The 22139-nt window shown below is 74.1% G+C and carries 19 protein-coding genes; 10 read left to right on the forward strand and 9 right to left on the reverse strand.

Annotation, left to right across the window (positions count from 1 at the left end):
- Positions 1-101: 101 nt before the first annotated feature.
- A complete protein-coding gene (gene ctaD / locus ACQP12_RS06025) occupies positions 102-1859 on the forward strand; it encodes an aa3-type cytochrome oxidase subunit I (RefSeq protein WP_433285709.1) in 1758 nt (585 codons plus the stop codon).
- 360 nt (positions 1860-2219) lie between these two features.
- On the opposite strand, the gene ACQP12_RS06030 is transcribed toward ctaD, so the two are convergent.
- Genes ACQP12_RS06030 through ACQP12_RS06045 form a run of 4 tightly spaced genes read right to left on the reverse strand, consistent with a single transcriptional unit; the run spans position 2220 to position 8075 of the window.
- Positions 2220-3461 (reverse strand): MFS transporter, encoded by a 1242-nt coding sequence (locus tag ACQP12_RS06030; protein ID WP_433285711.1) that lies wholly within the window; start codon positions 3459-3461, stop codon positions 2220-2222.
- Positions 3462-3501: 40 nt separating this feature from the next.
- Positions 3502-4083, reverse strand: a complete 582-nt coding sequence (locus ACQP12_RS06035) for an isochorismatase family protein (protein WP_357937789.1) — start codon at positions 4081-4083, stop codon at positions 3502-3504.
- Between the two features lie 10 nt (positions 4084-4093).
- Positions 4094-5380, reverse strand: coding sequence for a nicotinate phosphoribosyltransferase (locus ACQP12_RS06040; protein ID WP_433285713.1), 1287 nt, complete (start codon positions 5378-5380; stop codon positions 4094-4096).
- A 16-nt stretch (positions 5381-5396) separates the two neighbouring features.
- Positions 5397-8075, reverse strand: coding sequence for a LuxR C-terminal-related transcriptional regulator (locus ACQP12_RS06045; protein ID WP_357937785.1), 2679 nt, complete (start codon positions 8073-8075; stop codon positions 5397-5399).
- Between the two features lie 199 nt (positions 8076-8274).
- Here ACQP12_RS06045 and ACQP12_RS06050 point away from each other — a divergent pair, with 199 nt between their 5' ends.
- From ACQP12_RS06050 to rdgB, 9 genes are all read left to right on the forward strand, one after another.
- Positions 8275-9840 (forward strand): hypothetical protein, encoded by a 1566-nt coding sequence (locus ACQP12_RS06050; protein ID WP_433285715.1) that lies wholly within the window; start codon positions 8275-8277, stop codon positions 9838-9840.
- Between the two features lie 115 nt (positions 9841-9955).
- Positions 9956-10246, forward strand: a complete 291-nt coding sequence (clpS, locus tag ACQP12_RS06055) for an ATP-dependent Clp protease adapter ClpS (protein ID WP_091269570.1) — start codon at positions 9956-9958, stop codon at positions 10244-10246.
- Positions 10243-10746, forward strand: coding sequence for a DUF2017 domain-containing protein (locus ACQP12_RS06060; RefSeq protein ID WP_357078644.1), 504 nt, complete (start codon positions 10243-10245; stop codon positions 10744-10746). Before clpS ends, ACQP12_RS06060 begins: the two co-directional genes overlap by 4 nt.
- 55 nt (positions 10747-10801) lie before the next feature.
- Positions 10802-11287, forward strand: a complete 486-nt coding sequence (locus tag ACQP12_RS06065) for a M67 family metallopeptidase (RefSeq protein WP_357937782.1) — start codon at positions 10802-10804, stop codon at positions 11285-11287.
- Between the two features lie 70 nt (positions 11288-11357).
- Complete coding sequence (locus ACQP12_RS06070) at positions 11358-11693, forward strand: MoaD family protein (RefSeq protein WP_433285718.1); 336 nt, start codon at positions 11358-11360, stop codon at positions 11691-11693.
- Positions 11694-11704: 11 nt separating this feature from the next.
- On the forward strand, positions 11705-12670 hold the full coding sequence (locus ACQP12_RS06075; RefSeq protein ID WP_433285720.1) for a PLP-dependent cysteine synthase family protein: 966 nt from the start codon (positions 11705-11707) through the stop codon (positions 12668-12670).
- Positions 12671-12895: 225 nt separating this feature from the next.
- The gene (locus ACQP12_RS06080) at positions 12896-13642 is read left to right on the forward strand and encodes an MBL fold metallo-hydrolase (protein ID WP_433285722.1); all 747 of its coding nucleotides are present in this window, start codon (positions 12896-12898) and stop codon (positions 13640-13642) included.
- A gap of 65 nt (positions 13643-13707) precedes the next feature.
- A complete protein-coding gene (gene rph, locus ACQP12_RS06085; RefSeq protein WP_357937774.1) occupies positions 13708-14433 on the forward strand; it encodes a ribonuclease PH in 726 nt (241 codons plus the stop codon).
- 34 nt (positions 14434-14467) lie between these two features.
- On the forward strand, positions 14468-15085 hold the full coding sequence (rdgB, locus tag ACQP12_RS06090) for an RdgB/HAM1 family non-canonical purine NTP pyrophosphatase (protein WP_433285724.1): 618 nt from the start codon (positions 14468-14470) through the stop codon (positions 15083-15085).
- 48 nt (positions 15086-15133) lie between these two features.
- On the opposite strand, the gene hutH is transcribed toward rdgB, so the two are convergent.
- The 5 genes from hutH to hutU are packed head-to-tail and all read right to left on the reverse strand — an operon-like array spanning position 15134 to position 22137.
- On the reverse strand, positions 15134-16672 hold the full coding sequence (hutH, locus tag ACQP12_RS06095; protein ID WP_357937770.1) for a histidine ammonia-lyase: 1539 nt from the start codon (positions 16670-16672) through the stop codon (positions 15134-15136).
- Positions 16660-17940 carry an imidazolonepropionase gene (hutI, locus tag ACQP12_RS06100; protein WP_433285726.1) on the reverse strand — a complete coding sequence of 427 codons (1281 nt, stop codon included), beginning with the start codon at positions 17938-17940 and terminating at the stop codon, positions 16660-16662. Before hutI ends, hutH begins: the two co-directional genes overlap by 13 nt.
- Positions 17937-19289 (reverse strand): formimidoylglutamate deiminase, encoded by a 1353-nt coding sequence (locus ACQP12_RS06105; protein WP_433289143.1) that lies wholly within the window; start codon positions 19287-19289, stop codon positions 17937-17939. Before ACQP12_RS06105 ends, hutI begins: the two co-directional genes overlap by 4 nt.
- Positions 19286-20485, reverse strand: coding sequence for an allantoate amidohydrolase (locus ACQP12_RS06110; RefSeq protein WP_433285728.1), 1200 nt, complete (start codon positions 20483-20485; stop codon positions 19286-19288). The genes ACQP12_RS06105 and ACQP12_RS06110 overlap by 4 nt, the downstream gene beginning before the upstream one ends.
- On the reverse strand, positions 20482-22137 hold the full coding sequence (gene hutU, locus ACQP12_RS06115) for a urocanate hydratase (RefSeq protein WP_433285730.1): 1656 nt from the start codon (positions 22135-22137) through the stop codon (positions 20482-20484). Before hutU ends, ACQP12_RS06110 begins: the two co-directional genes overlap by 4 nt.
- Between the last annotated feature and the right edge of the window lie 2 nt (positions 22138-22139).

A 22139-nucleotide genomic window follows, 5' to 3' on the forward strand; every position in this document is an offset into this window, starting at 1 on the left:
CACGCGGCGGGGCCCGCTACCGGGGACTATCCTCCTTGCGGATGACGGCCGCGCAGATGAACAGCGCGCCGAGCGGGACAACCCAGAACCGGAGGCCACTCGTGACCACCGTCGCACCCAAGCCGGTCGTGACCCGGCCCTGGCCGGTCCGCGAGCCGGTCAAGGGGTCGGCCCTCGCGCGGCTGCTGCGCACCACGGACGCGAAGCAGATCGGGATCATGTACATGGTCACCGCGTTCGCGTTCTTCATGATCGGTGGCCTGATGGCCCTGATCATGCGCGCCGAGCTGGCGCGACCGGGGCTGCAGTTCCTGTCGCCCGAGCAGTACAACCAGCTCTTCACCATGCACGGCACGATCATGCTGCTGTTCTTCGCGACGCCGATCGTGTTCGCCTTCGCGAACTACGTGGTGCCGCTGCAGATCGGCGCGCCCGACGTGTCGTTCCCCCGCCTGAACGCCTTCGCCTACTGGCTGTACCTGTTCGGCGGCACCATGGCCACCGCGGGCTTCATCGCCCCGGGCGGCGCGGCCGACTTCGGCTGGACGGCCTACACGCCGCTGAGCACCGCCGAGCACTCGCCGGGCGTCGGCGCGAACATGTGGGTGGTCGGCCTGGCCATCTCCGGTCTGGGCACCATCCTCGGCGCGGTCAACCTGATCACCACGATCCTGACCCTGCGCGCCCCCGGCATGACCATGTTCCGGATGCCGATCTTCACCTGGAACATGCTGGTCACCAGCCTGCTGGCGATCCTGGTCTTCCCGCTGCTGGCCGCCGCGCTCTTCGCGCTCGCCGCGGACCGCCTGATCGGCGCCCACGTGTACGACCCCGCCACCGGCGGCCCGATGCTCTGGCAGCACCTGTTCTGGTTCTTCGGGCACCCCGAGGTCTACATCATCGCGCTGCCGTTCTTCGGCATCATCACCGAGATCATCCCGGTCTTCTCCCGGAAGCCGATCTTCGGTTACAAGGGCCTGGTCGCCGCGACCATCGCCATCGCCGCCCTGTCGATGAGCGTGTGGGCACACCACATGTTCGCGACCGGCCAGGTGCTGCTGCCGTTCTTCAGCTTCCTCAGCTACCTGATCGCCGTGCCGACCGGCATGAAGTTCTTCAACTGGATCGGCACCATGTGGCGGGGCCAGATCACCTTCGAGACGCCGATGCTGTTCGCCATCGGCTTCCTGGTGACCTTCCTCTTCGGTGGCCTCACCGGTGTGCTGCTGGCCAGCCCGCCGCTCGACTTCCACCTGCACGACTCGTACTTCGTGGTGGCGCACTTCCACTACGTGCTCTTCGGCACCATCGTGTTCGCCGTGTTCGGCGGCATCTACTTCTGGTTCCCGAAGATGTTCGGCCGGATGCTCGACGAGCGGCTCGGCAAGATTCACTTCTGGCTGACCATGATCGGCTTCCACACCACCTTCCTGGTGCAGCACTGGCTCGGCGCCGAGGGCATGCCCCGCCGGTACGCCGACTACCTGCCCGGTGACGGCTTCACGTTCCTGAACACGCTCTCCACCGTCGGCGCGTTCATCACCGGCATCTCGACCCTGCCGTTCATCTGGAACTGCTGGAAGTCGTACAAGACCGGTCCGGTGGTCGAGGTCGACGACCCGTGGGGCCACGGCAACTCGCTCGAGTGGGCCACCAGCTCGCCGCCGCCGCTGCGGAACTTCGACCGGATGCCGCGGATCCGCTCCGAGCGGCCGGCGTTCGACCACAAGTTCCCCGAGCTGGCCGCCGGCCACTCCCTGGCCGGCCCGCCGGAGGGCGGCGCCAAGCCGCTGACCAGCGAGTCCGACGGTGGCGCCAGCTACCAGGAGGACACCGAGGGCCGGCTCGACAAGAGCTGACCCCGCCAGAACAAACGACGGGCGCCGCACCTACCGGGGGCGGCGCCCGTCGCCGTGTCCGGCCCGGTGATCACCGGCGTGCCTCCCGTCGGCGTATCCTCCGGCCTCGTGGACAACGACAAGGGAGCTGACCGACCCCGCCGCCCAGCTGGCCCCCCGGTCTGATCGACGCCGTGTGCGCCTGGATCGCCGCCGAACTCGGCGAGCCCGCGCCCGTGCGCCACCCGGCCTGTCGCCCTCTGCCGACCAGCCGGCGTCGCCGCCCTGACCGGCCCGCCTGATCGACGAACGGAGCCCCCGTCGCCGGACCGCGCCCGGCTGCGGGGGCTTTCGTCGTCCCTCACACGAGGGCGAGGCGGCTCAGGGGACGGCGGGAGCGAGTTCGGGCTCGGGGTCCATGGTGGCAGCCGCGGCGCGGCGGTGGCGGAGTTCGATCGGGAGGACGGCGAGGGCGACGAGCACGCCGATCGCGCCGGTGACCGCGAATCCCCAGGCCGGCGCCGAGGCGTCGATCACCGCGCCGGCCAGCGGCGCGCCGAGCGCGATGCCGACGGTGACGGCCGAGCCGTGCAGGCCCATGGCCTCGCCGCGGACACCGGCCGGCGCGAGCCGGCTCACCGCGTCCGAGGTGGAGGCGATGGAGGGCGCGCAGAGCGCCCCGGCCGGGACGAGCGCCAGGCAGAGCAGCCACCAGTGCGACCCGCCCAGCCCGACCGGGATGGTGGTCAGGCTCAGCGCCGCCACCAGGGCCAGCGGGGAGAGCGAGCGGGTGACCGCCCCGTACGCGAAGCCGCCCACCAGCGAGGCGACCGCCCACATGGCCAGGACGGCGCCGGTCCAGCCGACCTCGCCGCCCTCGCGCAGCACGGCGACCACCGCGACGTCGGTGCCACCGAGCACCAGGGTGGCGGCCAGGCTGACCGCCAGCACGGCGAGCAGCCGGGGGGTGACCCATTCCCGGCGGGGCACCTTGGGGGCCGGGCCGGCCGGCTCGTCGGCGGCGCGCGTCGGCGGGTCGAGCAACCAGAAGCAGATGCCGGAGGCGACGATCCCGGCACCGACCGCCCACATGGTGAGCCGGGGCGACACGGCGGCGGCCATGGCCACGGCCAGCGCGGGACCGACCATGAACGAGAGCTCCACCGACATCGAGTCGAGCGCGTACGCGGGCCGGCGCCGCTCGGCGGGCACCAGCGCGGCGACCGACTGGCGGACCACCGAGAAGACCGGCAGCGCGAACAGCCCGGCCAGGAACGCGGTGGGCAGCAGCACGGCGTACGACAGGGTCGGCGCGCTGGCCCAGAAGACGCCCTCGGCGACGGTGGTGAGCAGCAGCACCGGCCGCAGGCCGCGCCGGTCGACCAGCCGGCCGAGCAGCGGGGAGCCGAGCGCGGCCCCGACGGTGGAGGCGGCGCCGACCAGCCCGGCCGCGCCGTAGCCGCGACCGAGGTCGAGCACGACGTGGAAGGTGAGCGTCACGCCGGTCGCGGTGAGCGGGATGCGCGCCAGCACCGAGATCAGCAGCAACGACCGGAGACCGGGCAGGGCGAGCGCCTCCCGGTAAGGTTTCAAGTTCACGACGGTCCGTACCTCCGGCCGCAATCCTGGGCCGGGGGTACGACACCCGCAACCGATTACCCGCTCAAGCGGCCCTGATCACAGGCTCGCCGACCATGGTGACCCCGGCGCCGTCGAAGGCCCGCAGCGCCACGTCCAGCGTGTCGGGCGCGACGGCGGCGGTCAGGTCCAGCAGCACGGTGGTCGCGAAGCCCTCCCGGGCGGCGTCCAGCGCGGTGGCCCGCACGCAGTGGTCGGTCGCGATGCCGACCACGTCGACCCGGTCGACGTCGTGCCGGCGCAGCCAGTCGGCCAGGCACTCGCCGTCGCCGGCGTGCCCCTCGAAACCCGAGTACGCGGCCGCGTGCTCGCCCTTGTGGAAGATCGCCTCCACCCGGTCGGTCGCCAGGTCGGGGTGGAACTCGGAGCCGGTGGTGCCCACCACGCAGTGCCGGGGCCAGGAGTCGACGTAGTCCGGCGGGTCACCGAAGTGCGCGCCGGGGTCGATGTGGAAGTCCTTCGTCGCGACCACGTGGTCCCAGCGCTCGGGCTCGGCGGCGAGCAGCCGGGTGATGCCGGCGGCGACCCCTGCCCCGCCGGTCACGGCCAGGGAGCCGCCCTCGCAGAAGTCGTTCTGCACGTCCACGATGATCAAGGCGTTGGCCATGTCGGTCCTCTCAGCTCGCGGGTACGACGGTCACCGGGACGGCCGGGTCGCCGCCGGAGAGCTTGAGCCCCTCCCACGGGATGGAGATCAGGCACTCCCGCAGGTGCTCCCGGGACTCGTCGAGCGTGGGCAGCGCCACCGGCTCGCCCTCGACGACGAACGAGCGCTGGAGCAACCGGTCGTTGGGCTGCCGGTCCGGCACGCCCTGCGGCACGATGACCTCCTCGGTGGCGGTGCCGGTCGGCTTGTGCCGGCGGACGGCCACCTTGCGGCCGCCGATGGTGGCCTTGTGCTCGGAGCGCTTGACCACCGGGCGCCCCTCCACCTCGACCAGCTTGTAGACCAGGCCGGCGGTGGGGGCGCCCGAGCCGGTCACCACGGCGGTGCCCGCGCCGTACATGTCGACGGGCTCGGCGGCGAGCGAGGCGATGGCGTACTCGTCGAGGTCGCCCGAGACGATGATCTTCGTCTCGGTGGCGCCGAGCGAGTCGAGCAGTTCGCGGGACTGCTGGGCGATCACGGCGAGGTCGCCCGAGTCGATGCGCACCGCGCGCAGGTCCGGCCCGGCCACCGCGATGGCGTTGCGGATGCCCTGGCTGATGTCGTAGGTGTCGACCAGCAGCGTGGTGTCCTTGCCCAGCGTGGCGACCTGGGAGGCGAACGCGGTCCGCTCGTCGTCGTGCAGCAGGGTGAACGCGTGCGCGGCGGTGCCGGCCGTAGGGATGCCGTAGCGCTGGCCGGCGGCCAGGTTGGAGGTGAACCGGAACCCGGCCAGGTACGCGGCCCGGGCGGCGGCCACCGCGGCCTCCTCGTGGGCCCGGCGGGAGCCCATCTCGATCAGCGCCCGGCCGCGGGCGGCGGTGACCATCCGGGCCGCCGCGGCGGCCACCGCGCAGTCGTGATTGAGCACCGACAGCGCCAGCGTCTCCAGCACCACGCACTCGGCGAAGGTGCCGGAGACGGTGAGGATCGGGGAGCCGGGGAAGAACAGCTCGCCCTCGGCGTACCCGTCGACGTCGCCCGTGAAGCGGTAGTCGGCCAGCCATTGGGCGGCCCGGTCGTCCACCACGCCGGTGCGGCGCAGGAAGTCGACCTCGTCGAGGTCGAACCGGAAGTCGCGGATCAGGTCGATCAGCCGGCCCGTCCCGGCGACCACGCCGTAGCGGCGGCCGGCCGGCAGCCGCCGGCTGAACACCTCGAAGACGCACCGACGGTCGGCCGTGCCGTCCCGCAGTGCGGCGCTGACCATGGTCAGCTCGTAGTGGTCGGTCAGCAGCGCGGGGCGAAGGGTGCTCACCGCCTCAGCCTAGAGTTCAGGCCGGATCCGCGCCGTCGTGGCCCGGCATCGACCGCAACGCGGCCCGCAGCTCGGCGCGGCCGGCCACGCCGAGCTTGCTGTAGACCCGCTGGAGGTGGTTCTCCACCGTGCGGGTGGAGAGGAAGAGACGCTCGGCGATCACGCGGCTGGTCACGCCGTCGGCGGCGAGCCGGGCGATCTCCCACTCCCGCTCGCTCAGTGTCGGACGGAGCAGCCGCAGCGCCGGCGTGGACACGTCGTCGCAGCGGCGGAGCAGCTCGGCGAGGCGCTCGCGGGCCGGGCCGGTCGCACCGGGCCGGCCGCCGCGCATCCGGTGCAGCGCCATGGCGGTCGCCTCGGCCGCGTAGACGGTCAGCTCCCGGGCGGCGAAGCCGTCGGCCACCGCCAGCAGGTCGTCGGGGCAGCCGTCGACGGCGGCGCGGGCGTACCGGGCCACCAGCGGCGGCAGCAGCCCGTCGACCTGCTCGGAGAGCTCGGTCAGGCGCTGCGCCACGGTCCGCCGCCCGCCGTCGGTGCAGGTCGGCCCGATCGACGCGGTGGCCTGGTCGAAGCGGACCAGGTCGAGCAGGACCAGCAGCTCGTGCCCGGCCAGGCCGTCCTCCCGCAGCCGGTCGGCGAGCGCCGTGAGGTGCTTGGTGGCCGCCGGCAGGTCGCCGACCGCCGCGTGCACCGCGCCCCGGGCCTGCTCCAGCCACGGGTAGAGCACCGCCATCCCGGGCGCGTGGGTCCGGTCCGCCTCGGCCATCGCCTCCGCCGCGTGCGTGGCGTCGCCGCGCAGCGCGGCCGCCTGGGCGCGCTCGGCGTGCGCCAGGCCGGCGTAGACCCGGCTGGTGGCGAGCACGGCGCAGGCGCCGAGGCTCGTCTTCAGCGCCTCGTCGCCGCGCCCGCGCAGCCGCGCCGCGTACGCCTGGAGGATGGCCAGGTAGCCGGTGCCGAGCCGGAAGTCCCCGGCGCCGGCCAGGTCGGCGAACTCGTCGGCGACGATCGCGTCGATGCCGGCCAGGTCGCCGGAGAGCGCGAGCCGGGTGCCCCGGGCCAGCTCCATGGCGAGTTGGAGGTAGGGCATGTCGCCCCGCCAGCACGCCGCCTCGGCCTGTACCCGGGCGATCGCGGTGGCGCTGCGCCGGTACTGCCCCTGCGCGGCCTGGAGGTGCGCGAGGGTGCACCGGGCCAGCTCGCGTGCCGCCATCGGGGCCGCCGGCCGGTCCAGCACCGCCTGGGCCAGCCGGACCGCCGTGTCGGTGTCCAGCCGGTGCAGCCGCATGATCGCCTCGAAGGCGCGGACGCGGGCCTGGTCGGCGGGGTCGGTCAGCTCGGCGCCGCGCGCGGCGATCTCCTCCACCGTGGATTCCCGGCTCAGCCCCCAGTAGCTGACCATGCCGCGGGCGGTCAGCCACCGGCCGCGTCGCCGGTCGTCCTGGATGGCCCCGGCCACCTGGTCGAGGACCTCGATGGCCTCGTCCGGCCGGTCGGCGAACATGAGGATCGTGGCGAGCAGCTCCGCCGCGTCCGAGCCGCCCTCGCCGTCCAGCGCCGCACGGGCCAGCCGGGTGGCCAGCGGCACGTCGTACCGGCCGAAGGCCTGGGCGGCCGCGTCGAGCAGCAGGGCCGGGTCCTGCGCCGTGCCCGAGTCGAGCCGCCAGACGGCGACCCGCAGCAGGTCGTCGCGGCGCCGCTTGCCGACACGTTCGAGCAGCCCGGCAAGGGTGGCCTGGAGGCGCCGGGTGCGGCTGACCGGGCAGTGCCGGCGCATCACCTCGCCGTAGAGCGGGTGGGCGAGGCGCACGTTGAGCCGCCGGTCGTCGCGCACCATGGAGATGAGGCCGCGCTCCTCGGCGACCTCCACGTCGGCCGGGTCGACCGCCTGCTCCAGCAGTTGCAGGCCGAGCGGCTCGCCGAACGCGACCAGCTCGACGACCGCGCGCACGCCGGGGGTGAGCTGGCCGATGCGGGTGTCGATCAGGTCGGTGAGGCTGGGCGCCAGCTCCAGCCGGCCGGTCCACTTCCAGATCCCGTACGTCTTGCTCAGCTCGTCGCCGCCGGAGGCGGCCAGCACCAGCTCGCGCAGCAGCAGCGGGTTGCCGGCGGAGAGCCGGTGCAGCCGCTCCGAGGAACCGGCGTCGACCGGCCCGCCGAGGATCGCGGCGAGCAGCCCGGTGGTCTCGTCCGGGCCGAGGGGCGCCAGCTCGACCAGGTCGACCAGGTCGTCGGTCCACAGGGCGCGGATCGGCAGCGGGATCTGCTCGCCGTTGCGCAGGGTGCCGAGCACCGTGGCGTTCTCGGAGCGGGCGACGAGGTGCACGAGGGCCGCCGACGGCGGGTCGAGCAGGTGCGCGTCGTCGATCGCCAGCACGATCGGCCGGCCGGCGGCCTGCTCCTGGAGCACGTCGACCGCCCAGCGCAGGATGCCGGCGGGGGAGAGTCCCTGCGGCTGCGTGGCCGGCAGCACCTGGACCAGCCCGCCGAACGGCAGCGCGGCGGTCGTGGCGCTGGCCGCCACGGACCAGATCGCGTAGCGGTCGGGTGAGAGTGCGGCCACCCCCTCCCGCAGCAGCCGGCTCTTGCCCACCCCGGCGTTGCCGCTGAAGAGCAGCCCGCGTCCCTCCGGACCGCCGACCGCCGACAACAGACGGTTGAGCTCATCCGTTCGGCCGACGAAGTCCCACCGACTCATCGGTGCAGCATATCGATGGTGTTCCGTCCGCGTGTACACCGTCACGCAGCGAAGTTGAGTAATCTGTCGATTACTCGTGAGTACCGGATGTGTTCGCTGTCGGATCCGCGACAGCCGTAGTCTTCCGGCATCCCCCTGTGACCAGGGAGTTTCCACGCGACCGGACCGCAACCCGGTCGCCTGAACGGGAGGCCGCCTGATGAAGCCAGGTCCACTCCCCTCGGTCGACGTGCCCGAACCCGGCGGCCACCCCGGGCCGCCCCGCTGTGCCCCGCTGCCGACCCGGCTCGGGGTGACCGAGCCCGGGCCCGACGAGCCGCTGGGCGTCGTGGTCACCGGTCCGGCCGGCGCCGGCCGCCGCGAGCTGCTCGCCGGCGTGCTCGACCTGGATCCCGGGATGCTCGCCGTGCCCGCCGGCAGCCACCTCCTGGTCCACCACGCCAAGGTGCCCACCCGGGCCGCGTACGTGCCCGGCTACCGCCAGCCGCACTCCTACCGCGCCGACCCGCTCGCCGCCGGCCCGGCCCTCGCCCGCCCGCCGCGCCGGGTGGAGCTGAGCCTGCCGGACCCGCTGCTGCGCCACTTCGCCGTGCTCGACACGCCGGACACCGGCACCCTCGGGGTGGCCGGCGGCCGGGTGCTGCTCGACGCGGCGGGCCGGGCCGGGGGCCTGCTCTTCGTGATCTCCGCCGACCAGGCGTTCAGCGCGGCCGAGCTGCACCTGCTGGCCGAGGTGGCGCGCACCCGGGTCGAGGTGTTCTTCGCCGTCACCCCCGGCGTGGCCGGCTGGGCGGCGCCGGCGGACGGCGCGACGACGGAGGACACGGGGGCGTCCGGGTCGTCGGCCGGCCCGTCCGGCCCGTCCGGCCCCGCCGCCCGCCGCTACGACGCCGTGGAGGTCTCCGTCGCGGCGCACCGGGCCGCGCTGCTGGCCGCGGTGCCCGCGCTCGCCCAGGCCCGCTGGTTCCCGGTCCGGCAGGGCGAGCACTCGGTGCTGCGCCGCGCGCTGGTCGGCTGGGCCGCCGACGAGGGGCTGCGCCGGGCGAGTTCCCGCCCGCCGGAGCCGCCCGGCGCGCACGGCCGGGTGCCCGTGGTGGCCGGCTCCGAGCCGGCCGACCTGACCCAGCGGATCGACCGCCAGGCCCGCTCCTGCGCCCAGCGGATCCGCCAGCACCTCGCCCTGGAGCTGGCCAACATCCACCTCCGCGTCGTGCAGGAGATCGTCTTCGGGGTCGGCTGTGCGGGCCTGCCGCAGCTGCTCGACCGCGAGATGGAGGCGCTGTCGCTGCTCGCCACCGCGCAGTGCGACGAGGCGGTCCGCGGCATCGTCGACGACGCGGCCGCCCGGGTCTTCGGCGCGCCGCTGGCCGAGGGCGTACGCCGGCGGATCGTGCACGCCGTCCGCTGGGGCCTGGCCGACCACCCGGACGGCCGTGACCTGGACCGCGTGCTCCTCGTCACGAGCACCGCCGGGGTGGCCGGGCTGGCCGGCGCCGGGGCTCTCGACGCGCTGGCCGGCTATCCCGGCGGCGCGCGCGACGAGGCGCTCCCGCCCGTCGGGGTGGCCCTCAACGGCGGGTGCTGGCAGCACTGGCGGGCGCCCGGCAACGCCGACCCGAACGCGGCCCGGTCCTGGGCGCAGCGGGCGCTGCGCGAGGTCGAGCTGGAGCTGTCCCGCCAGGTCTCCCGTCGCTTCGAGGTGATCCGCCTCTCGCTCGGCGCGGTCCTTACCGATGCTGTCGACCACGGCATCCTGCTCGCCTGAGGCCGGGGCCGCCGCACGGCAGCCGCGGTCGTCGCACGCGGCCCGGGCGGGTGATCCCGACCGCCGCGCCGTTCCGGTTCATCGGTTCCCCGGATCCGGTGGCACGATGGGGGGCATGGCGGCTCCACAGGTTGCGCCGGTCGAGACGCCGGACACCGAAGAGGTGCCGGTCTCCGACCGGCCATGGGTGACCATCGTCTGGGACGATCCGGTCAACCTCATGACGTACGTGACCTGGGTGTTCCAGAAGCTCTTCGGATACAGCCGGGAGAAGGCCGAGCAGCTCATGCTGGACGTGCACCACAAGGGCAAGGCGGTCGTCTCCAGCGGCGCCCGGGAGCGGATGGAGCACGACGCGTCGCAACTGCACGCGTACGGCCTCTGGGCGACGGTGGACCGGTCATGAGCATGTTCCGCCGGCAGGGCGACCGCTACGTGGCCACCTTCGCGGTGGACGAGGTCCGGGTGCTGCGCAAGGTCGCCTCCGAGGTGGTCGGGCTGCTCACCGACGGCTTCGACCACGGCGACCCGGTGGTCGGCCGGCTCTTCCCCGAGGTCTATCCGGACGACGTGGCGGGCAGCGCCGAGTTCCGCCGCTACACCGAGGGCGACCTCAAGACCGCCAAGATCGACCAGGCCGGCGCGATCCTGGCCGCGCTGCCCGACGGCGAGGCCGGCGGCGAGGTGCGGCTCGACGCGGAGGCGGCCGAGGCGTGGCTGCGCGCGCTCAACGACGCCCGGCTGGCCATGGGCGTGCGGCTGGAGATCAAGGACGGCACCGACCTGGGTGAGGAGCTGGACGACGCGGTCGCCGAGGACCCCACCTCGTCGCGGGTGTTCCAACTGTCGGTCTACGCGTACCTGGGTTATCTCCAGGAATCCCTGCTCAACGCCCTCATCGACTGAGTGGTGACGGCCGCCACCTCGCAACCCGGGACGGCCAGGGGCTAGGCTTGGCGGCGTGCTGAGCATCGACCGGTCGATCATCGACGCGATCGTGGCCCACGCGCGTCGGGACCACCCGGACGAGGCGTGCGGCGTGGTCGCCGGTCCCGCCGGCAGCGACATCCCGACCCGGCACATCCCCATGGACAACGCCGCCCGCTCCATGACCTTCTACGAGTTCGACTCGATGGAGCAGTTGCGGGTGTGGCGGGAGATGGACGACCGCGACGAGGAGCCGGTCGTCATCTACCACTCGCACACCGCGACGGAGGCCTACCCGTCCCGCACGGACGTCTCCTTCGCCGGGGAGCCGGGCGCGCACTATCTGCTCGTCTCGACCCGCGAGCCCGACACCGAGGAGATCCGCTCCTTCCGGATCGTCGACGGCGTGGTCACCGAGGAGCCGGTCGAGATCGTGGCTGCCGTGGACCCGCACGCCGTCCAGTCCTACATGTTCGGGCAGAGCCCGGCGACGGTCGACTACGAGTGTTCCGACCGCTGATCTTCCAGCGCCGGCACACCTTTTCTCTTCCCGTCACCTGGCACGACCCGAACAAGGAGCACGAGACATCATGGCCATCGAGGTTCGCATCCCCACCATCCTGCGCAGCTACACCGGCGGCGCGAAGGTCGTCGAGGGCGGCGGCGACACCCTGGGCGACCTGCTCGCCGACCTGGACTCCCGGCACGCCGGCCTGCGGGCCCGGCTGGTGACCGACGCCGGCGCGCTGCACCGGTTCGTCAACGTCTACGTCAACGACGAGGACGTCCGCTTCCTCGGCGCGCTCGACGCCAAGCTCAACGACGGCGACAGCGTCACCATCCTGCCGGCCGTGGCCGGTGGCGCGTTCGGGTTCGCTGCCGCGGCGGCGATCGCCGGGCACCGCGCGGCCGTCGCCACCCGCTGAGGGCGGGCGGCATGGCACGGTACGACAGCCTGCTCGACGCCAGCGGCGGTACGCCCCTGGTCGGGCTGCCGCGGCTCTCGCCGACGGTCCCTGACGGGGCGCCGCCGGTGCGGCTGTGGGCGAAGCTGGAGGACCGGAATCCGACCGGCAGCATCAAGGACCGCGCTGCCCTGTTCATGGTCCGCGCGGCCGAGGAGGCGGGCCGGCTCCGCCCGGGTGACACGATCCTGGAGCCGACCAGCGGCAACACCGGCATCTCGCTTGCCATGGTGGCCAAGCTGCGCGGCTACCGGCTGGTCTGTGTGATGCCGGAGAACGTCTCCACCGAACGGGTGCAGCTGCTCCGGATGTACGGCGCCGAGATCATCTTTTCACCGGCGGCGGGCGGCTCGAACCAGGCCGTCGCCACCGCCAAGCAGATCGCCGCCGACCATCCGGACTGGGTGATGCTCTTCCAGTACGGCAACGAGGCGAACGCCCGGGCGCACTACGAGACCACCGGGCCGGAGCTGCTGCACGACCTGCCGACCATCACCCACTTCGTGGCCGGCCTGGGCACCACCGGCACCCTGATGGGCACCGGGCGCTACCTGCGGGAGAAGGTCGACGGCATCCAGGTCGTCGCCGCCGAGCCCCGCTACGGCGAGCTGGTCTACGGGCTGCGCAACATCGACGAGGGCTACGTGCCCGAGCTGTACGACGCCACGGTGCTCTCCCGGCGCTTCTCGGTGGGCACCCGGGACGCGGTGCTGCGGACCCGGCAGCTCGTCGAGGTGGAGGGGATCTTCGCCGGCTTCTCCACCGGGGCGATCCTGCACGCCGCCCTCGCGGTGGCGCACGAGGCGGTCCGCGACGGCCGCCGCGCCGACGTGGCCTTCGTGGTCGCCGACGGCGGCTGGAAGTACCTGTCGACCGGCGCGTACGGCGGCACCCTGCCGGACGCCGAGGACGCCCTGGAGGGGCAGCTCTGGGCCTGACGGCTGGACGGTCGGTCCGGTCCGCGCACGCCGCTGACCGTACCGACCGTCACCACCCGGGACCGGACGTGTGCGGGTGTCACGTTGATGACAACTTCCGGCAGATGATTCTTGCCCGACCGGGCCGACGCGTAGGCTGCGCAGCGTGGCGAACGCGTCGGTAGAGATCATCGGCGGAGCGACCGCCGGCGTGTCGACTACCGAGCGTGAGATCGAGGCGACCGGATGCGACTGACCGTCCTGGGGTGCGCGGGCAGCTTCCCCGGGCCCGAGTCTCCCTGCTCCGCCTACCTCATGGAGGCCGACGGGTTCCGGCTTCTGATCGACTTCGGGGTGGGTTCGCTCTCCACGCTCCAGCGCTACGCCGGGCTGCACGCCCCCGACGCCATCCTCCTCACCCACCTGCACTGCGACCACATGTTCGACGCGGTGTCCTACGTGGTGGTGCGCCGGTACGCGCCGGACGGCCCGTACCCGCCCCTGCCGATGTACGCCCCCTCCGGCGCTCCCGACCGGCTGGCGAGCGCGTACGGGCAGGAAGAAGGCACGGTGGAGGACGTCTACCAGTTCTACGGCCTGCAGCCGGGCACCTTCCCGATCGGTCCGTTCACCGTCACCGTCGACCGGATGAACCACCCGGTCGAGACGTACGGGGTGCGGCTGGAGCACGGCGGCCGGGTGTTCTGCTACTCGGCGGACACCGCCCCCTGCGACGCGCTGCTGCGCCTCGCCCAGGGCGCCGACGTGTTCCTGTGCGAGGCCAGCTACATGGACGGCGTGGACAACCCACCGGACCTGCACCTGACCGGCCGGGAGGCCGGCGAGGCGGCCACCAAGGCGGGTGTGAGCCGGCTGCTGCTCACCCACCTCGTCCCCGCCTGGGGCAGCGAGTCGCACACGGTGGAGTCGGCGGCCGGGGCGTACACGGGGCCGCTCGAGGTGGTCCGCGCCGGCGCCTCCTACGAGGTCTGACCACGCCGACCCGCTTCCCAGGCACCCGGGGGCGGTTCGATCACGCCACCGCATAGGGTGCAGGCATGGCGCGACCTGACGGGCGGCGGCCCGACCAACTCCGACCGGTGACCCTGACCCGGGGCTGGAGCACCCACCCGGAGGGCTCGGTGCTCGTCGAGTTCGGGGCGACCCGGGTGCTGTGCACGGCCAGCGTGACGGAGGGCGTGCCCCGCTGGCGCAAGGGCTCCGGGCTCGGCTGGGTGACCGCCGAGTACGCGATGCTGCCCCGGGCCACGAACACCCGTTCCGACCGGGAGAGCGTCAAGGGGAGGGTCGGTGGCCGGACCCACGAGATCTCCCGGCTCATCGGCCGCAGCCTGCGGGCGTGCGTCGACCTCAAGGCGCTCGGCGAGAACTCGGTGGTGCTCGACTGCGACGTGCTCCAGGCCGACGGCGGCACCCGGACGGCCGCCATCACCGGCGCGTACGTGGCGCTGCACGACGCGGTGACCTGGCTCGCCGAGCGCAAGGCCCTGGCCGGCAAGGTGGACAAGGTGATGCACCGGTCGGTGGCGGCGGTCAGCGTCGGCATCATCGCCGGCGAGCCCCGACTCGACCTCTGCTACGAGGAGGACGTGGCCGCCGAGGTCGACATGAACGTGGTCTGCACCGGGACGGGTGACTTCGTCGAGGTGCAGGGGACGGGCGAGGCCGGCATCTTCGCCCGGGAGCAGCTGGACGCCCTGCTCGACCTGGGCGTGGCAGGCTGCCTGGACCTGGCCGACGCGCAGCGGAAGGCACTGAACTGATGAACTGGCTGACGCGCAGCGGAAGGCGTTGAACATGAACAGCGTGCTCCTGGCCACCCGCAACCGGAAGAAGCTCGTCGAGCTCCAGCGGATCCTCGACGGCGCCCTCGGCGCCCACCGGATCGCCCTGCTCGGCCTGGACGACGTCGAGGAATACCCGGAGCTGCCCGAGTCCGGCCTCACCTTCGGCGAGAACGCGCTCATCAAGGCCCGGGAGGGCTGCCGGCGGACGGGCCTGCCGACCATCGCCGACGACTCGGGCCTGGCGGTGGACGCGCTCAACGGCATGCCGGGCGTGTTCAGCGCCCGCTGGGCCGGCGGGCACGGCGACGATCGGGCCAACTTCCAGCTCGTGCTGGACCAGATCGCCGACCTGCCGGACGAGCACCGGGGTGCCGCCTTCGTCTGCACGGTGGCGCTGGTGCTGCCCAGCGGCAAGGAGCACCTGGTCGACGGCCGGCAGCCGGGCCGCCTGCTGCGCGCCCCGCGCGGCGACGGCGGCTTCGGCTACGACCCGATCTTCCTGGGCGACGGGCAGGAGCGGACCAACGCGGAGCTGACCCCCGAGGAGAAGGACGCGGTCAGCCACCGGGGCAAGGCGCTGCGCGAGCTGGCCAAGCTGGTCGCCAAGGTGCTCCCGCCGGCTGCCTGACGGCACGTCGTGGCGGTGCCCGGACCGGCCGGACACCGCCACCTCCGGTCAGCCCAGCGGGCCGACCTCGCGCTCGATGGCGGCGCGCAGCCCGGGCCCGCCCACGACCTCACGCGCCGCCTCCATGAGCGGGGCGAGGAACACGTCCGGCCCCGGCTCGCCAACCGCCTCGCCGAGCGCGGCCAGGGCGGCCCGGCCGGCCGGCGACGGGGTCAGCGGGGCGCGGAGCTGGAGCCCGCGCACGGCGGCCAGCAGCTCGACGGCGAGCAGGCTCGTCAGGTTGTCCAGGACGGTGCGCAGCTTCTTGGTCGCCGCCCAGCCCATCGAGACGTGGTCCTCCTGCATGCCGCTGGTGGGCAGCGAGTCGACCGAGGCGGGTGCGGCGAGCCGGCGGTTCTCCGCGACGATCCCGGCGGCCGTGTACTGGGCGATCATCAGGCCGGAGTTGACCCCGGCGTCGGGGGAGAGGAACGCCGGCAGCTCCCGGGAGCGGGTGACGTCGAGCAGCCGGTCCACCCGGCGCTCGGCGATCGCGCCCACCTCGGACGCGGCGATGGCCAGGTAGTCGGCGGCGAAGCCGAGCGGCGCGCCGTGGAAGTTGCCCGTCGACTCGACCCGCCCGTCCGGCAGCACCACCGGGTTGTCCACGACCGACAGCAGCTCCCGCCCGGCCACCACCTCGACGAAGTCGAGGGTGTCCCGGGCGGCACCGGCCACCTGCGGCGCGCAGCGCATCGAGTAGGCGTCCTGCACCGCGTGCGCCAGGTCGTCGCGGTGCGAGTCCATGACGGCCGAGTTCTGCAGCAGCTTGTGGATGTTCGCGGCCGAGGCGGCCTGGCCCGGGTGCGGCCGGATGGCGTGCAGCTCGGGCAGGAACGGCCGTTCCGAGCCGAGCATGGCTTCGATGGCCAGCGCCGCGGTCACGTCGGCCATGGCGAACAGGTGCCGGGCGTCGTGGACGGCCAGCAGCAGCATGCCGAGCATGCCGTCGGTGCCGTTGATCAGCGCCAGCCCCTCCTTGGCGGCCAGCTCCACCGGCTCCAGCCCGACCCGGCGCAGCGCGTCGCCGGCCGGGATCCGGTCGCCGGCCGGGCCGAGCACCCAGCCCTCACCGAGCAGCACCAGCGCGCAGTGCGCCAGCGGCGCCAGGTCGCCGGAGGCGCCGAGCGAGCCGTGCTCGGGCACCCACGGGGTGACCTCGTGGTTGAGCAGGTCCACGAGGGCCTCGGCGACCAGCGGGCGGACCCCGGAGCGGCCGAGGGCGAGCGAGCGTACCCGCAGCAGCATCATGGCTCGCACCACCTCGCGGGGCATCGGCGCGCCCACCCCGGCGGCGTGCGAGCGGATCAGCGCGTGCTGGAGCTCGGCCCGCCGCTCCGGCGCGACGAACGTGTTGGCGAGCGCCCCGAACCCGGTGGAGACGCCGTACACGGGCCGGCCGGCGGCCTCGATGCCGTCCACGATGGACCGGCTGGTCGCCATCGCCTCCACCGTGGCGGGGTCGAGGACGACCTTGGCGGTGCCGCGGGCCACGGCGAGCACGTCGGCGGGGGAGATCCCGGTGGGCTGGATGACTACGGTCGACATTGCGGCACTCCGTTGTGCAGAACCTGGCGGATCAGCGGAACACCCGGCCGGTAGGCCAGGTGCAGATGGGACGGGGCGTCGAGGATCATCAGGTCGGCCCGCGCGCCCCGCGCGAGCCGCCCCACGTCGTCGCGGCGCAGCGCCGCCGCCCCGCCGGCCGTCGCGGCCCACACGGCCTCCGCCGGGGTCATCCGCATCTCGCGTACGGCGAGGGCGATGCAGAACGGCATGGACGACGTGTACGACGACCCGGGGTTGCAGTCGGTGGCGAGCGCCACGGTGACGCCCGCGTCGAGCAGCCGGCGCGCGTCCGGGTACGGCGAACGGGTGGAGAACTCGGCGCCGGGCAGCAGGGTGGCCACGGTGGTGGTGTGCCGGCCGTCCGGGCACATGCAGCCGACCCGGTGCGACGCGAGCGCGTCGATGTCGGCGTCGGTCAGGTGGGTGCAGTGGTCCACGCTGGCCGCGCCCAGCTCCACGCCGAGCTGCACGCCCGGCCCGGGACCGAGCTGGTTGGCGTGCACCCGCACGCCGAGCCCGACGGCCTGCCCGCAGGCGAGGATCGCCCGGGCGTGGTCCACGTCGAAGGCGCCCCGCTCGCAGAACACGTCGATCCAGCGCGCGTGGGGCGCGGCGGCGGCCAGCATCGGCCCGCACACCATGCCCACGTAGTCGTCGGGGCGGTCGGCGTACTCGGCGGGGACCACGTGCGCGCCGAGGAAGGTGGTGTCCTCGGTGAACTCGGCGGCGATCCGCAGCGAGCGGGCCTCGTCGGCGACGGTCAGCCCGTACCCGCTCTTGATCTCGACGGTGGTGGTGCCCTGCCGCATGGCCTCGTCGCGCAGCCGCCGGACGGTGTCCCGCAGCTGGTCGTCCGAGGCGGCCCGGGTGGCGCCGACGGTGGTCCGGATGCCGCCCCCGGTGTAGGGCTCGCCGGCCATCCGGGCGGCGAACTCGGCGGCCCGGTCGCCCGCGAAGACCAGGTGGGCGTGGCTGTCCACGAAGCCGGGAAGCACGGCCGCGCCCTCGGCGTCGATCCGCCGGTCGGCGGCCGGCGCGTACCGGGCCGGCCCGATCCAGGCCACCTGCCCGTCCTCGACCAGCACGGCGGCGTCCCGCCGGATGCCCAGCGGCCCGCCCTCGCCGCCCGTGTCGTTGGTGACCAGTTCCCCGATGTTGTCGACCAGCAGGCTGCCGGTGTGGCGCGGCGCCGGCCGCACCGGGTCGCCCGGTCGCACCGGGCGGTGCTGCCACTCGCCCTGGCTCATGACGTCACCTCCCGGATGGCGTGCCGCAGCTCGGTGGGTACGTCCACGCTCTGGTGCCGGCCGTCGGCCACGACCGTCCGCCCGTCGACCACCACGTGCGTCACGTCGGCGGCGGTGGCCGCGAAGAACGCGCCGACCGGCGGCACCCCGGCGGTCCGGGCGCTGTCCAGCCGTACCGTCACGAGGTCGGCCCGGTCGCCGACCGACAGCCGGCCCGCGTCGCCCCAGCCGAGCGCGGCGTGCCCCGCGACGGTGGCCGCGGTGACCAGCTCGGCGGCGCTGAAGTGCCCCCGCTTCCGGGTGCGCAGGCGCTCGTCCAGCTCCACGGCGCGGGCCTCCTCGAAGAGGTCCACCACGGCGTGGCTGTCGCTGCCCAGGCTGAGCGGGGTGCCCGCCTCGGCCATCCGCCGGGCCGGCCCGATCCCGTCGGCCAGGTCCCGCTCGGTGGTGGGGCACAGGCACACGCCGGTCCGGCTCTCCCCGAGCAACGCGACGTCGCCGCTGGTCGGGTGGGTGGCGTGCACCGCCGTGGTGTGCGGGCCGAGCACCCCGTGGTCGGCCAGCAGGCGGGTCGGGGTGCAGCCGTGCAGGGCCCGGCAGGCGTCGTTCTCGGCCGGCTGCTCGGAGAGGTGCACGTGCAGCGGTACCCCGTTGCGGTCGGCCCAGCCGGCCACGGTGGCGAGCTGCTCGGCGGGCACCGCGCGAACCGAGTGGATGGCCGCGCCCACCCGGGCGTGGTCGTTCTCGGGGCGGAACGCGTCGACCCGCTCCGCCCAGCGCAGCGCGTCGCCGTCGCCGAACCGGCGCTGCGTCCCGACCAGTTCCGCGCCGTCGACGCTCGCGGTCAGGTACGCGGTGTCCAGCAGGGTGAGCCGGATCCCGGCGTGCGCGGCCGCCTCGACCAGCGCTGCCGACATGGCGTTCGGGTCGGCGTACGGCTTGCCCTCCGGGCCGTGGTGCAGGTAGTGGAACTCGCCGACGCAGGTGATCCCCGCGAGGGCCATCTCGGCGTACGCGGCGCGGGCCAGGGCCAGGTAGGAGTCCGGGTCGAGCCGGGCCGCCACGTCGTACATGACGTCCCGCCAGCTCCAGAAGTCGCCGCGCCCGCCGTGGGTGCGCCCACGCAGCGCCCGGTGGAAGGCGTGCGAGTGGGCGTTGGCCAGGCCGGGAAGGGTGAGCCCGGGCAGGCGTGCCGCGTCGCCGAGCACCTCGACCCCGGCGGGCGGCGCGCCGCCGCCGACCAGCGGGGTGACCGCGGTGATCCGCCCGGCCTCGGCCTCGATGAGCACGTCGGGGGTGGGCTCGGCGTGGTCGGGCAGCCAGGCGTACTCGGCCAGCCAGCGGGTCAGCGGCATGCCAGCTCCTCCAGCACCCGGGCCAGGGCGGTCACCCCGGCCGCGCAGTCGGCGTCGGTGGCGGACTCGGCGGGGGAGTGCGACACCCCGGTCGGGTTGCGGACGAAGAGCATCGCGGTCGGCAGGTGCGCGGCGAGGACCCCGGCGTCGTGCCCGGCGCCGGTGGGCAGCACCGGCGCGTCGAGCAGGGCGGCCAGCCGGCCGGCCAGCCCGCCGTCGAAGGCCACCAGCGGGGTGGCCGACTCCTCGGTGCAGGTCAGCTCGGTGCCGTCCCGCTTCGCCCGCTCGGCGGCCTTGGCCCGGACCGCCTCGACGAGGCCGTCCAGCGTCTCCGGTTCGGCCGCCCGGGCGTCCAGCCAGCCGGTCACCCTCGACGGAATGGCGTTGGTGGCGTTCGGCTCGACGGCCACCCGGCCCACGGTGGCGTGCGCGTCGCGCAGCCGGGCCTCCTTGTTCGCCGCGAGCACCGTGAACGCGTAGGTGAGCATCGGGTCGCGGCGGTCGGCCATCCGGGTCGTACCCGCGTGGTTGCCCTCGCCGTGGAAGTCGAAGCGCCAGCGGCCGTGCGGCCAGATGGCGCTGGCCACCGCGACCGGCGTGTCGAGATCGACCAGCGCGCGGCCCTGCTCGACGTGCAGCTCCACGAAGGCGGCGAAGCGGCCGAGCAGGCCGGGGTCGGCGCCCGCCGGCCGGTCGCCCAGCGCCTCGGCGAAGCTCACCCCCGCCGCGTCGCGCAGCCCGGCCGCGCGCTCCACCGCGATCTCCCCGGTGAGCAGCCGCGACCCCAGGCAGGGCACGCCGAACCGGCCGCCCTCCTCCTCGACGAACGCGGCCACCGCCACCGGCCGGACCGGGGTGACCCCGGCGGCCCGCAGCTCGTCCACGGCCAGGAACGCGCTCACGATGCCGAGCGGCCCGTCGTAGGCCCCGCCGTGCGGCACCGAGTCGAAGTGGCTGCCGGTGAGCACCGCGTCCCCGGCCACCGGGTCGCCCCACCAGGCGAACAGGTTGCCGTTGCCGTCCTCGGTGACCGGCATGCCGCGCTGCCCGGCCTGCTCCCGGAACCAGGCCCGCAGTCTGCGCTCCGGCTCGGTGAGCGCGTAGCGCAGGTAACCGCCGCTGCCGGCGTCCCGCCCGACCGGCGCGATCTCGTCCCAGAGCTTGCGGAACCGGACGGCGAGATCGCTCACGCCGTGCCCTCCGCCATGGGCACCCGGACGCCGGTGCGCGCGGCGACCTCGCGGGCGTCGTCGTAGCCGGCGTCGACGTGCCGGATGACGCCCATGGCGGGGTCGTTGGTGAGCACCCGCTCGATCTTCTGCCCGGCGAGGGCGGTCCCGTCGGCCACGCAGACCTGCCCCGCGTGGATGGACCGGCCGATGCCCACCCCGCCGCCGTGGTGGATCGACACCCAGGACGCCCCGCTGGCGGTGTTGACCAGCGCGTTGAGCAGCGGCCAGTCGGCGATCGCGTCGGAGCCGTCGGCCATCGCCTCGGTCTCCCGGTAGGGGCTGGCCACGCTGCCGCAGTCCAGGTGGTCCCGGCCGATCACCACGGGCGCGCTCAGCTCGCCGGACGCGACCATCTCGTTGAACCGCACCCCGGCCTTGTCCCGCTCGCCGTAGCCGAGCCAGCAGATCCGGGCCGGCAGGCCCTGGAAGGCGACCCGCTCACCGGCCATCCGGATCCACCGGGCGAGGGACTCGTTCTCGGGGAACAGGTCGAGGATGGCCCGGTCGGTGGCCGCGATGTCCTTTGGGTCGCCGGAGAGCGCCGCCCAGCGGAACGGGCCCTTGCCCTCGCAGAACAGCGGCCTGATGTAGGCCGGCACGAAGCCGGGGAAGTCGAAGGCCCGCTCGTACCCGCCGAGCTTCGCCTCGCCGCGGATGGAGTTGCCGTAGTCGAAGACCTCGGCGCCGGCGTCGAGGAAGCCGACCATCGCCTCGACGTGCTTCGCCATCGAAGCCCGCGCCCGGTCGGTGAACTCGGCCGGCTTCGTCGCCGCGTAGTCCCGGGCGTCGGCCAGCTCCACCCCCTCCGGCAGGTACGACAGCGGGTCGTGCGCGCTGGTCTGGTCGGTGACGATGTCGATGGCGACGCCCCGGCGCAGCAGCTCCGGGAAGACGGCGGCGGCGTTGCCGACCACACCGACGCTGAGCGCCCGGCGGTCCCGCTTGGCGGCGAGCGCCCGCTCGACCGCGTCGTCCAGCGAGTCGGCGATCTCGTCCAGGTAGCGGTCGTGCGCCCGGCGCTCCAGCCGGCCGCGGTCCACGTCGACGATCAGGCAGGCGCCGCCGTTCATGGTGACCGCCAGGGGCTGGGCCCCGCCCATCCCGCCGCAGCCCGCGGTCAGCGTCAGCGTCCCGGCCAGACTGCCACCGAACCGCTTCTCGGCGACCGCCGAGAACGTCTCGTAGGTGCCCTGCAGGATGCCCTGGGTGCCGATGTAGATCCAGGAACCGGCGGTCATCTGCCCGTACATGGTCAGGCCGAGCGCCTCGAGCCGGCGGAACTCCGGCCAGGTGGCCCAGTCGCCGACCAGGTTCGAGTTGGCCAGCAGCACCCGGGGCGCCCACTCGTGGGTGCGCATGACGCCGACCGGGCGGCCCGACTGCACCAGCATGGTCTCGTCGTCGCGCAGGTCGGTCAGGGTCCGGACCAGCGCGTGGTACGACGGCCAGTCCCGGGCCGCCTTGCCGGTGCCCCCGTAGACCACCAGGTCCTCGGGGCGCTCGGCCACCTCCGGGTCGAGGTTGTTCATCAGCATCCGCAGCGCGGCCTCCTGGGGCCACCCCTTCGCGGTGCGTGCGGTGCCGCGGGCGGCGCGGACGGGCTGGTGCATGT

The organism is Micromonospora sp. CA-244673 (assembly GCF_050948395.1).
In the GTDB taxonomy this organism is placed as follows: domain Bacteria; phylum Actinomycetota; class Actinomycetes; order Mycobacteriales; family Micromonosporaceae; genus Micromonospora.